The 13,133-nt window shown below is 40.5% G+C and carries 10 protein-coding genes; 5 read left to right on the forward strand and 5 right to left on the reverse strand.

Features of this window, described 5'->3' with window-relative positions:
• Window positions 1–11: 11 nt before the first annotated feature.
• Both RYH73_RS02355 and RYH73_RS02360 read right to left on the reverse strand, forming a co-directional pair.
• Window positions 12–818 carry an endonuclease/exonuclease/phosphatase family protein gene (locus tag RYH73_RS02355; protein WP_335311651.1) on the reverse strand — a complete coding sequence of 269 codons (807 nt, stop codon included), beginning with the start codon at window positions 816–818 and terminating at the stop codon, window positions 12–14.
• A gap of 87 nt (window positions 819–905) precedes the next feature.
• Complete coding sequence (locus RYH73_RS02360) at window positions 906–1,895, reverse strand: aspartate-semialdehyde dehydrogenase (RefSeq protein WP_335311652.1); 990 nt, start codon at window positions 1,893–1,895, stop codon at window positions 906–908.
• 309 nt (window positions 1,896–2,204) lie between these two features.
• On the opposite strand from RYH73_RS02360, the gene RYH73_RS02365 reads away from it, so the two are divergent.
• Window positions 2,205–3,116, forward strand: coding sequence for a lamin tail domain-containing protein (locus RYH73_RS02365; RefSeq protein WP_335311653.1), 912 nt, complete (start codon window positions 2,205–2,207; stop codon window positions 3,114–3,116).
• Between the two features lie 59 nt (window positions 3,117–3,175).
• On the opposite strand, the gene RYH73_RS02370 is transcribed toward RYH73_RS02365, so the two are convergent.
• Window positions 3,176–3,544: a hypothetical protein gene (locus RYH73_RS02370; RefSeq protein WP_335311654.1), complete on the reverse strand. Its 369-nt coding sequence runs from the start codon at window positions 3,542–3,544 to the stop codon at window positions 3,176–3,178.
• Between the two features lie 208 nt (window positions 3,545–3,752).
• On the opposite strand from RYH73_RS02370, the gene RYH73_RS02375 reads away from it, so the two are divergent.
• The 3 genes from RYH73_RS02375 (at window position 3,753) to RYH73_RS02385 (ending at window position 6,563) form a co-directional block, all read left to right on the forward strand.
• The gene (locus RYH73_RS02375; RefSeq protein ID WP_335311655.1) at window positions 3,753–4,694 is read left to right on the forward strand and encodes an NAD-dependent epimerase/dehydratase family protein; all 942 of its coding nucleotides are present in this window, start codon (window positions 3,753–3,755) and stop codon (window positions 4,692–4,694) included.
• Between the two features lie 23 nt (window positions 4,695–4,717).
• Window positions 4,718–5,443 (forward strand): YebC/PmpR family DNA-binding transcriptional regulator, encoded by a 726-nt coding sequence (locus RYH73_RS02380; protein ID WP_335311656.1) that lies wholly within the window; start codon window positions 4,718–4,720, stop codon window positions 5,441–5,443.
• A gap of 79 nt (window positions 5,444–5,522) precedes the next feature.
• Window positions 5,523–6,563 carry a hypothetical protein gene (locus RYH73_RS02385; protein WP_335311657.1) on the forward strand — a complete coding sequence of 347 codons (1,041 nt, stop codon included), beginning with the start codon at window positions 5,523–5,525 and terminating at the stop codon, window positions 6,561–6,563.
• Here RYH73_RS02385 and RYH73_RS02390 read toward each other — a convergent pair whose 3' ends face one another.
• Complete coding sequence (locus RYH73_RS02390; RefSeq protein WP_335311658.1) at window positions 6,564–7,703, reverse strand: dipeptidase; 1,140 nt, start codon at window positions 7,701–7,703, stop codon at window positions 6,564–6,566.
• A 70-nt stretch (window positions 7,704–7,773) separates the two neighbouring features.
• Between RYH73_RS02390 and RYH73_RS02395 the strand changes: the two genes are divergently transcribed.
• Window positions 7,774–10,686 (forward strand): DEAD/DEAH box helicase, encoded by a 2,913-nt coding sequence (locus RYH73_RS02395; RefSeq protein ID WP_335312589.1) that lies wholly within the window; start codon window positions 7,774–7,776, stop codon window positions 10,684–10,686.
• A gap of 110 nt (window positions 10,687–10,796) precedes the next feature.
• Here RYH73_RS02395 and RYH73_RS02400 read toward each other — a convergent pair whose 3' ends face one another.
• Window positions 10,797–13,061, reverse strand: coding sequence for a beta-N-acetylhexosaminidase (locus RYH73_RS02400; protein ID WP_335311659.1), 2,265 nt, complete (start codon window positions 13,059–13,061; stop codon window positions 10,797–10,799).
• Window positions 13,062–13,133: the final 72 nt, after the last annotated feature.

A 13,133-nucleotide genomic window follows, 5' to 3' on the forward strand; every position in this document is an offset into this window, starting at 1 on the left:
CCGTTTTCTCTTCAATAAGTCAATTCAACCAGTACGGGGAGGTGATCGGAAGCATACGGTTCTTTAATAACCTCATGTCGTATCGATTTGAAATGCTTGTTTGGTTTGAACATAATAAAATCGATCTCCCGATTGGGATTTATTTCAGGAATCGTAAACGCGGCGTTACCGGCTGTTCTACTCCTTAAAAAATATTTGTCAAAATAGTCAATGACATCCGATCCCGGTTTCGCATTAAAATCGCCACCCAGGATAACGGGTTGGGAATAAGTATTCAATTTCTCGACTATGGCTTTTGCCTGTAATACGCGATTCTGTTCCCTCAAGTCCAAGTGTGTACTCGCAAAAACAAGCGCTTTACCCGGTTTCGGTTCCACGGTTATGATCGCCAGTACACGTGGTTCACCATTGCTGCTGTCGGCCATTGGTAACTTTAAGCTGTCTACGCCTTGCAACGGCCACTTTGAAAGTATGGCAACGCCATAAGCGCCGTCCTCATAGTCGATCGCCTTGACAAAATGCGCATGCATTCCGGTTAAGTTTCCCAAGGCAGTCGCTTCATTCAAATTTCTACCGGATCGTCGATTATTTACATCCACTTCCTGTAAAGCAACAAGGTCTGGCTTATAGGTGTTAATAACTGCCGCGATGGCTTTCAAATCAATTATAGCTGGTTTTGACGGTGGATTCGCATGGTGAATATTATAGGTAATAATACGTAATGTATCCTTTCCGTCGTTGGTAGTCGCAGTTGTTCCAAATAAAAATTGAGGAAAAAGGATAATAGCAAAAAAGATGCTCAAGAAGACCTTACTCATAGCTTTGTTTATTATACTGACACACCAAAAGTAAAAAAGGAAGATGGTTTTCACGCATCTTCCTCTTTATTTTTATTTAATTTTAGCCTAGGCCAAACCTTGTTTCACCAAATACTCGGCGATTTGAACGGCATTGGTTGCCGCTCCTTTACGCAAGTTATCCGCAACTATCCACAGATTAAGTGTTTTTTCCCGGCTCTCATCTCGGCGTATACGCCCTACAAACACCTCATCTTTTCCGTGTGCATCTTTAGGCATTGGGTACTTCAAATTAGCTGGATCATCTATTACAATAACACCTGACTGTTTCGCAAGTAAATCTCTTACTTCATCCAGATCAAAATCATTCTCAAATTCGATATTAACAGCTTCTGAGTGCCCCCCAATAACTGGAATTCGTACTGTAGTAGCTGTTACACGGATATGATCATCGCCCATTATCTTATTTGTTTCCTGAATCATTTTCATCTCTTCTTTTGTGTAACCGTTATCTTGGAACACATCAATTTGAGGAATTACATTAAGATCAATCTGATAAGGGTAGGCTTTTTCACCTTCCTTGCCGAGCCTTTCATTATTTAGCTGTTCCACTGCCTTCACGCCCGTACCCGTGACCGACTGATAGGTGGAAACAACCACACGTTTTATTTTATACTTTTCGTGTAGAGGCTTCAATACCACTACCATCTGGATCGTTGAACAATTTGGATTTGCTATGATTTTATCATCCGATGCAAGAACATGTGCGTTCACTTCCGGAACTACCAGTTTTTTTGTTGGATCCATGCGCCATGCAGATGAATTATCAATTACCGTAATTCCCGCCGCAGCAAACTGAGGTGCGTAGGTGGTGGAGGTTCCTCCACCCGCAGAAAATAAAGCGATTTGTGGCTTTAACTCGATTGCCTCGTTGGGTGTAACCACCTTATATTTCTTTCCCTTGAATTCAATTTCCTTGCCCTTACTTTTCTCTGAGGCTACTGGAATTAATTCTGTTACCGGGAAATCGCGCTCTGCTAAAACTTTTAACATCTCCGAACCAACGAGTCCGGTAGCGCCAACGACTGCAATTTTCATTTTTTGTCTTAATTTTTTGTTTTAATAGTCAATTTTAATAAATCATTATTTTTTAACCTTCAAACATACGAATTTTTACAGTTAAAAAGGGAATGTTTTTATTAATCAGCTTTTTTCATTGTTGTTTTGTTTTCACATCCGTCCTTTAGATTTGTTTTACAGACATTCAGGCGATTTCATGGTTTGCAAAAAATGCGATCAACTTTATTCAGTTTGTTCATTATAGGTCCTGAGCGACTTAAATCTTGTCGGCATGTGCCAGGTTCGCTATCTTAGTTTAGAAAAATAAACCAAACCGCCACCAATTCAATGAATAAGACCCATCTTATTGTATTAATTTCATTTTTGTTGTCTTTGCTAACATTCAAACTATATGCGCAAGTAGAACCACTTGATATATTGATCAATGAAATACTGCCTGATCCAAAAATTGGCAGTGTGGAGTTCGTAGAACTGTATAACCGATCGGAAAAAATTATCAATTTACAAACCGTACAAATCGCTCGCGTCAATGATAAAGATAGTTTGATCAGTATTCGACCACTTGCCACAAAAGAGACTCTCTTCTATCCCAAGCAATATATGGTCTTAAGTAAAGATGGTGACCTTGTCAAAGATCACTACTATACCGAAAACCCAATGGCTTTCATTAACGTAACTGCAATGCCTCAACTACCCAATGCAGGCGGATCAATTGCCATCATAAGCGGACAAACGGTTATCGACCGACTGGATTATCACAGGGCTATGCACCATCCCTTGGTGAAAGACCAAAAAGGTGTTTCCCTTGAAAGACAACATTTCGACAAAGACACCAATGCTCCCGGCAATTTCACTTCTGCAGCAGCTTCTGTAGGTTATGCCACACCGGGTTATCAAAATTCTCAGCAAGGTGTAATGCAGGAAGATGACATCTGGTTGAGCTCAAAAACATTTTCACCTGACTATGATGGCTTTGAAGATCTATTGGAGATCAACTATCGCTTTCAGCAAAGTGGTAATATGGTAAATGTCTATATCTACAATGAACAGGGGAATCTCGTCAAAAACTTATATCGAAATCATTTACTTGGAACCGGAGGCACTTTATTTTGGGATGGTATCAGTGATGCCGACCAACGACTTCCTGTAGGTATTTATGTTGTTTATATGGAGGTTTACAATGCAACTGATGGTATAAAAAAGTATCGAAAGAGCTGTGTATTGGCCACTAAATTTTAGGCAAACAATCGTTAACATATCAAAAGCGAAATCGCCACACCTTACCAGGAAATTCGCCTTTAACCTAGTGATAAAGGTGTTTTATAGTAAAAGAACGTTTTTTTTGTCACTTTCTTCCGCAGACCACGAAGTAGCTTGAATGCCATTAAAAACGAACAAGTGATGAAAAAAGTAACCAAAGACTCATCGCTTGGAACTTTGCTACGACGGTGGTGCTTCAACCTGCAAGCCGCAAACTTCCTAGGCGATATTTCAGCTGAACGAAGAGCTTTTGCGGGCAGCCATAGGGCCCCGAGTGTCGGATAAACGGCCTTGGAGGATACCGACGCAACGGGCAGCAAAGCATTTGCTCCTCTGCTCATATGGCAGTATCCAAGCGGATTGAGTAAGTGAAACGGCTCCAATACGCGCCAGTGATGCTTTGCCATCAGGTGCAAGGTAGCCTACACCGCCTTGATTTATTCACATGTGTTTGTTTTCAGATGAGTTCATGAACTCATCACTACGTTCTTCGGTTTGCTCAACTTTTATCAAGAAAAGTTGAATAAAAAAAACGTTCTTTTTTAAAAAGCGATTTCCCTGTACACCTCACTACTCAGTTGCATATGAAAGGCAATTTATCTAAGTTTGTGGGCGATGGAAGAAAGCATTATCATTATTGGGTCTAACGGACAGATCGGAACGGAATTAGCAACAGCCTTGCGCTTAAAATATGGAGAAAAGAGTGTCGTCACGTCTGACATAAGGCAACCGAATGTACCATCTCAAGGCCCTTTTGAAATTGTAAATGTCCTTGATAAGGAACGGCTACAATCTTTGTTCGAAAAATACAAACCAACACAGGTTTATCTCTTAGCGGCTGTATTATCTGCAGTTGGGGAACAACATCCCAAAATGGCTTGGGATTTAAATATGATCGGTTTATTGAATGTACTGGATCTATCTGTAAGCTACAAAGTCAGTAAAGTATTTTGGCCTAGTTCCATCGCTGTTTTTGGCCCTCATTCACCCAAAGAGGAAACACCTCAATATTGCATCATGGATCCTAATACCGTATACGGATTCAGCAAGCAGGCAGGAGAACGATGGTGCGAATATTATTTCAACAAATACGGCCTGGATGTGCGCAGTATTCGATATCCTGGGTTGATAAGCTGGAAAACAGCTCCTGGAGGTGGCACGACGGATTACGCGATTCACATCTTCCATGAGGCTTTGAGAAACGGAACTTATGCGTCTTTCCTTTCAGCTGAAACGCGTCTGCCCATGCTCTATATGGAAGATGCCATCCGAGGTACACTTCAATTAATGGATGCACCGGCAGAGAAATTAACCATCCGAAGTAGCTATAACCTGACTGGCCTGAGTTTCACGCCCGAAGAGTTAGCTGAAGCGATTAAATTACACATTCCGACATTCTCCATTACCTATACAAAGAACGACCCTCGCCAAGCCATCGCAAACGGTTGGCCTTCCTCTATTAATGACGAGTACGCGCGAAAAGACTGGAACTGGAAGCCTCAATTTAATCTCAGCACATTAACAGAAGAGATGATAAACAACCTTAAAAAAATTTAGAAATTACTTAACGAACACTTTATATGGGAAGAGCATTTGAGTTTAGAAAAGAAAGAAAATTTAAACGCTGGGCCAAGATGGCTGTCCAATTTACACGTCTTGGAAAAGAAATAGCCATTGCGGTTAAAGAAGGTGGTCCTCACCCCGAATCTAATTCTCGTCTTCGCACTGCTATACAAAATGGTAAGGCAGTCAACATGCCAAAGGACCGGATAGAGGCGGCAATTAAACGCGCATCAGAGAAGGATGCAAAAGGCTACGAAGAACATGTTTATGAAGGCTATGGTCCGCACGGTGTACCCATTCTAATCGAAACAGCAACAGACAACACCAACAGAACGGTGGCCAATATTAGAAGTTATTTTACCAAGGCTGGCGGTTCTTTAGGTAAAACGGGTTCTCTTGATTTTATCTTTCAACGCAAATCGATTTTCCGTTTCGCCGCCACCGACGATCTGGATTTAGAAGAATTGGAATTAGAGTTGATTGACGGTGGTTTAGAAGAACTCTATGTTGAAGCAGACGAAGAAGGAAATGATATTGCAGTGGTACAAACCTCTTTTGAAGACTTTGGCAATATGCAAAAACTATTGGAGGAAAAGGGCATTGAAGTAAAAAGCGCTAAACTAGAGCGTATCAATTTATCGACTACCGAAGTTTCGGAAGAAGCTTCAGCAGAAGTGATGAAACTTATCGATAAGATTGAGGAAGATGATGATGTACAAGCAGTATATCATAACATGGTTTAACATGGGTTGCTAGTTCTTGGTGGTTAGTTATTCGTATGACTTGCTAACAATTAATAATGAACGGTTAACAGCTAAAAAGATGACTTTCGAAGATTTCTTCATAAAAAAAAGAATAGACCTTCATCAGTTAGAGAAGGCAGAACCTCAATTATATAGTGAGTTCAAAAGTCATTTTGAATTAATGGGTGAAAAAAGCTTTGACCATACGAAAAAATTCTGGTTTAATCGCTTACGAAAAAATTTTCATTTAAGCGAAAACGTCACCGTCTCTTCAACACCTATTACCAGCTCCAGTTTGGATGAAAACAAGGCAGTTGCCGCTGCTGAATCTCCTCAAGCTGTTAAACCTACAGGTTTTAAACCGCGATTTAAGGCAGCTTCTTCTAGCGAAGAAACCAAACCTGCATTAAACAAGGAAATAGACACCGAGCGCGCAACAAAAGCACCTGTAGGTTTTAAGCCAAGATTTAAAGCTGGGCAAAGTGCTCCTTTAAAGGGAAACGATGTAGAAAACGAACCTTTGAAAGATAAGGAGACTCCAGGAGCAACACCTATTGATACCACCGAGCAAGTCAGCAAGCCAACAGGTTTCAAACCGCGTTTTAGAGCCGGGGTAACGAAGAAGGAAATAACAGCTCCCGAAGAGAAGGAATCATTGGATCCCCTTCAGGATAAAAAAATCAACCCCAAGGAAGAGAGTGACACTGAAACACAGAAAGTAGGTGAAACCAAAGAGCTATCCAAACCTGTTGGTTTTAAACCTAGGTTCAAAGCTGGTGTCACCAATAAAACAGCTACCGAGTCGTCTCCGAAAGAACAAGAACCGTCTTCTGTTCAAGAAATTAAAGAAGATAAACCCAACGAAGCAGCTGAAAAACCCCAAGGCAATGAAACGGCTAAACCAAAGCCTTTAGGTTTTAAGCCGCGATTTAAAGCCGGTACGACAAAAAACACATCCCCGGAAAAAGAAAATACATCAGCGGATCCCGAATCGCTGGAAAAAACAACACACACGCAGTCGGATGAAGGCGACAACGCAAAAACCATCGCCAAGCCTTTAGGTTTCAAACCCCGATTTAAACCAGGGGCTAAAAAAGAAGATAGTGACGATCAATCCTAATCATTGATTTTGCGCACGAAGCACCCGTAACACATTACCACCCAATATCTTCTTAATCATTTCATCAGTGTAACCACATGCAATAAGCGCACCGGTTAAATGGGGATATGCGCTCACATCATCTAATTCTGCCGGCGTAGCGTCCATTCCATCAAAGTCTGCCCCAATGCCCACGTGATCAATACCCGCCAATTGCACTAAATAATTAATATGATCCACAACGAGCGAAAGCGGCGGTGCCAACTGTTGTTTTGCTTGCTTTGGAAGCAAGCGATACTTTTTATCAATACTTAGGACTACGCTATCTTGCGATCGAACATACCGGGCATATAATCCACTAACCTTTCGACGAAAAGTTGGATCCAGAAAATCTGCATAAAAATTGACCCCGATAACACCTCCATTTTTCGCAATGGCCTTAATCTGCTTGTCCTTTAAGTTTCGATGATGTGGATTAATGGAATAAACATCACTATGGGATACAAAGACAGGTTTATCGGTAATCTTTAGTACATCGTCAACGGTCTGTTCACCTACATGTGACAAGTCGACAACCATCCCCAATGCATTCATCCGCTTCACCACCTGTTTTCCGAAGTCCGTCAGTCCTCCATGCTTTCCCTTTCGTTCGTCAGCAGCTGAGCTCGCCCAGTCAGTACTGTTATTCCAAGTAAGTGTCAAGTATCGTACGCCTCTTTGATAAAGGCTATCCAAATTTTCAAGTCGATTTTCAATCATATGTCCGCCTTCTACCCCCAACATAGCCACGATCTTACCTTGCTGCAGTCCCTTATAAATATCATCTACATTTTTAGCAAGTGTTATCTGGTCCGCATGTTGTTCCACGAGTTTATATAAAGCATCAATTTGCCTATTTGCGTATTCAAATGGTTTTACGACCGTCCCGTCACACCATACCGAAAAGAATTGTACATCAACACCTCCTTCCCTTAACCGTGGAAAATCGGTGTGCCCATTCGTCAATGGTTTTGTTATATCCTTTCCTTTGATAATAGACTCCGAGAGCACATCATTGTGTAAATCAATTACGATTGCTTCTTTATGAAGGTTAGCTGCTTGTTGCTGAGCAAATAAGGCACCGCCAAATAGCAGGCAGAAAAAAATTGGAAAAAACTTCATGAGCCATCCGGGAATATTTCGCAATATATCATTAAAAACCTTATATTTAAAGCTTTTTTAACGACAGATGATGCTAAGGATCGATACGCAAAAGCCATACCGTTTAGTTTATTCTCTATGTCAACATGAATTTTTGGGTTATTTAATTGAGCCACATATCGTACAATTAAACCCAAATGGAGAATTTTCACTGACCTATCAGCGAATTTTTAGTAATACTGCACGTGAATACGCTCCTGCTTTGGAAGAAAGCGATCTAAAGATTGTTAAACTACTGGACGAGTTAGAACAATCCGAGCTCATCAAAAAAATGCATAAAAAGACCATTCGTCCGCGCGAATTTTTCAGCAAAATCTTCGACAAGAAGCTATTTGATTATATCCGTCCAAAAATTGATAAAAAACTGGCCAATGTATTAAACCTCATTCGGGACAAACCCCTTTATTTAATGAGCAAAGAAGGCTGGCCCGTAGAAGAGAAACTGACAATTGCATCGGAATCTGCTTCTGTACTATTTCATTTTCGCAGAAATGCAGAAGAGACCCGTTATTTTCCTACGATAAAGTTTCAAGGGATGCGTATTGATTTTATGTACAAAAATGCGCAAATCATAAGCAACGAACCCGCCTGGCTATTATTGGAAGGCAGCTTATACTCTTTTGAACAAGATTTGGATGGAAAAAAATTATCTCCCTTCTTAAATAAACGTTATATCAGTATACCGAGAAATACGGAATATAATTACTTTGATCGGTTTGTGCGTTCATTGATTACCAAACATCATGTTTACGCGGAAGGTTTTGATATCAAAACATACCAACATGAGGCTTCTCCTTTGCTAAAAATCGTCAATGCAGCTAATGGAGATGCTTTTGCACAATTGCAATTTAAATATGGCCCTTATACCTTTGATGCGGGTAGCGAACATAAGGTGACCGTTCGAATGGATTACAAAGAGTCGGAAGACCGCTATACCTTTCATCGCGTAAAGCGATCGCTAAAATGGGAAGAAGACCATTTACAGGAACTTCTGAGCTTAGGCTTATCGAAGCCTGATCCACTCTTCAATAACTTAAGTATCAAAAATCATGCAACACATACCGATGGTGCTTCCGATACGCACCTGTTAATCAACTGGATCAATGTAAACCACGATTTTCTCATCAATAAAGGATACCAAATAGAACAAAAGACCGAAAATCAACGGAAGTATTTACTTGGCAATACGAAGATCGACCTTGAAGTAAAAGAAGAAAATGACTGGTTTGATGTTCATGCGATCGTCCGTTTTGGGCCCCATGAAATTCCTTTTATACAATTACGAGATCATATCTTACATCAAAAGAGGGAGTTTATTTTACCCTCGGGAGAAATCGCAATTATACCGGAAGCCTGGTTTGCGCAATTTAATAACTTATTCTATTACGCTGCAAACAAGGGAAGCATCCAACTCCAAAAACATCATATCGGCCTAATCAACGACTTAAGTCAAAGTAATATCCAAGGACTGAGTATGGAGCGAAAGTTACAGCGTCTTCAAGAGTTCGAACAAATTGATGATATTGCACAGCCACTTAATTTTAAGGGTTCCTTGAGAAGTTACCAAAAGGCAGGATATAACTGGTTTCACTTTTTAAAAAATTACCATTTTGGTGGGTGTTTGGCAGACGATATGGGTTTAGGAAAGACGGTGCAAACCCTGGCTTTGTTGCAAAAGGAACGTGAGGAATTACAGGCAAAAGGAATACAAGGCACCTCGCTGATTATTATGCCAACCTCACTCATCTACAACTGGCAAAGCGAAGCCGAAAAATTTGCGCCGGCCTTAAACATATTGATTCACACCGGTACCAATAGACCAAAAGTTAACGATCACTTCGGAAAGTTTGATGTTGTTATTACTACCTATGGCATTGCGCGTGTTGATGAAGAGCTATTACAGGGATTTTATTTTCATTATATTATTTTGGATGAAAGCCAAAATATCAAAAACCCAAGCTCTAAATCATTCAAATCAGTAAAAGAATTAAGGAGTAAATATCGGCTAACGTTGAGTGGTACACCCGTTGAGAACTCGGTAGGTGACCTCTGGTCGCAAATGTCCTTCTTAAATCCGGGATTATTGGGCAGTCACGCTCACTTTCAAACTGATTTTGTGATTCCCATCGAAAAGAAAAAAGATGAAGAAAAAGCGCGTAAACTCCAAGCGATTATTAAACCCTTTGTATTAAGAAGAACAAAAGATCAAGTAGCCAAAGAACTTCCTCCAAAATCTGAACAGGTTTTTTATTGCAAGATGAGCGAAGAACAGGCCGAATATTACGAAAAAATTAAATCAGAATACAGGAACGTCCTTCTTGAACAATCACTGGATGAGTTAATGGTTAAATCACAAATTCAGGTATTACAAGGATTAACCAAGCTTCGCCAACTGGCAAATCATCCCCGCATGGTGGATGAAAATTATGAAGGAGAATCAGGCAAGTTCGAAAATGTTGTGCATACATTAGACAATGTTTTGTCAAGAGGACACAAGGTGCTTATATTTTCACAATTTGTAAAACAGCTGGAAATCTTTCGGAGGTACTTCGATAAGAAAAAAATTAAATATGCTTACTTAGATGGGTCTACAAGAAACCGCGAGGACGTCGTTAACGACTTCAGAAACAACAAGGAAGTCAAGCTGTTTTTGATTTCTATTAAAGCTGGTGGCGTTGGATTAAATCTTGTAGAGGCTGATTACGTGTTTATCCTTGATCCTTGGTGGAATCCCGCAGTAGAACAACAAGCGATAGATCGATCACATCGCATAGGGCAAACAAAAAATGTATTTATCTATAAGTTTATCACAAAGGACAGTGTTGAAGAAAAAATACTGGCTTTACAAGATCGTAAGAAAACCATTGCAAATCAATTGATAACTACAGAAGAAAGTTTCGTAAAATCGTTGACGGCGGATGACATCAAGGAGCTATTAAGTTAAGAATCGGTTTTATATTAGCTAACGCGATAATTAGCTAATATAAAACCGACCCCTAGGATTCAGCGAGTTAATGAACATCTTGAGAATGAATAGATAAAGTCTGCTCTACCTCAGTAAACTACAATTTCATCTGTAAATAGAAATCCTTTCATCTCATTTTGACCAACTATACGGATATAACGCGCAAGCCTGCCCTCCAAATCAAAACTAAAAGTTTTAAACTGTAGAGATGGGTCTGCTGTAGACACATCATTATCGACTTTTTGCATTTCACGAAAATGTTTACCATCATCTGAAGCCAAAATTTTCACATTGTCCGGTATATAAACCCCTGGTCCGGGAAGCTGCATGAATCTCAATTTTATCTGATGCAATTCTTCACGCCGTTCAAAATCGAGTGTTACATCAAAATCACCTAAAAATCCCTGCCATTCACCATCACCATAACTTAAACCACCATATTGCCCATTCAATAAGCTCATATCTGACTTCGCAGGATATTTTTCATTCCATTTATTATTGTAAATTATTTTCTTACCGATTCCTTTGTGTATATCGGCCGTAAATTCTGCCACCTTTCCAAAACGGACGGAGTCTCTAAAAACAGCCGCTTTAATGGTTGTCGTATTTACCAACGACAAAGAATCAATATACAAAGTAGAAGTTGCGGTTGGATCGCTTCCGTCAGTCGTATATCTGATTTCAGCATTATATTGTTCCGAAGTCATTGTAACAATAGCCTTCTTCGCACCAATATCATATTTGCCTACAATAGATACATCATAAGTAGGTTTATAATAATTAACGTGTAAGCGCTGCAAAAGCAGGTAGTGTTTCTGCAAACGTTTTTTAAAATCTTGCCAAACTCTTTTGTCGGAAGCTGTCCATCCCACTTCTGCCAAGGCAATGGCTCTTGGAAAAACCATATACTCCACTTGCTCTTGCGTTGGCATATATTCTGTCCAAACGTTCGCCTGTACACCCAAGATGTGTTTTTGTTGATCCGCCGCAATTTCGGCAGGAATAGGGTGATAGGCGTACACCTTTTCCAAAGGTAATAATCCACCCATAGCCTCTGGTTGCCCAATTGGGTTACTTTGGTACGAGTCGAAATACAGATACGCTCCTGGCGTCATAATGACATCATGCCCGGCATTCGCCGCCTCAATTCCCCCTTGTTCTCCTCTCCAGCTCATAACCGTTGCTTCAGGCGCTATTCCCCCTTCCAATATCTCATCCCAACCGATGAGCTTTCTTCCTTTTTCCTTCAGATAAGCCTCAATTCGTTTAATAGCATAACTTTGCAAGCCTTCTTCATTCGCTAAACCCTCGCTCTTTATTCGTTGTTGACATTTCGGACAGCTTTTCCAGGCTTTCTTATCAGCTTCATCTCCTCCTATATGGATGTATTGAGAGGGAAAGATTGCCATGACTTCATCCAACACCTCGGTCATAAAGGAAAACGTCTCATCATTACCAATACAAAACTCCGCATTTTTATAGGCCTCCCCCGAGCAGGATAGCTGTGGAAAAACGGCCAAAACTTCTTCGCTATGACCCGGCATCTCGATCTCCGGGATTACGGTAATACCTTTTTCAGCAGCATAAGCGATAAACTCACGTGCCTCCTCTTGTGTATAATATCCACCGGACGCGTTGGGATCTCCCATTTCGAGGTATCTTCGCCCCGAATTCCACCAGTCTTTCCATCGGGGATAATTTCTCCAAGCGGCATTTTGTGTAAGTTCAGGATATTTTTTTATTTCCAAGCGCCACCCAGCACCGTCCGTTAAGTGCCAGTGAAAGGTGTTCAGCTTATAAAGGGCCATCAAATCGATCATCCGCTTTAAGAAGGAAAGCGGATAAAAATGTCGAGATACATCCAGCATCAATCCTCGATAAGCAAATGAAGGCTCATCTTTTATAGAAACAGCGGGTACCAAACGCGCATTGCTTTGTGTATAGGCAATTTGAGTCAGCGTTGCTAAGGCATATATAAGTCCTTGGCGATGATGAGCAATAATCGTTATCTTTCCAGTGTCAACATCCAATTGATAGGCATTTTCAGGCAAACGATCTTCCGCTTCCGCTTTTAATAAAAAAACACCCTGCTCCGGCATCTTTTTTCTGGATTTTAACTTATGAACTTCCTCAAAATGGATATACGGATGGTTTCGAAGTATTGTCGCGTCTTCAACAAAATCCTGACTTACATATACATCTACAAGTTCAGGATATTGAAAATAACCTGTCTTTTCTTCCAAAAATGTTGGCGCGGGTATAATAGAAAGACTATCTTGAGCAAAGACGATCGTTGGGCAGAGGCAGAGAAAAGCCCATAGAAATAGCCCGGCAGAGAACTTCTTCTTTTCCATTTGTTTGTTATAAGATCTGACTTTGCAAACTTAGGTAAATTAACGCTTATATACAATGTACCATTGTGTCGC

This window comes from Olivibacter sp. CPCC 100613, from assembly GCF_036959255.1.
Taxonomy (GTDB): domain Bacteria; phylum Bacteroidota; class Bacteroidia; order Sphingobacteriales; family Sphingobacteriaceae; genus Olivibacter.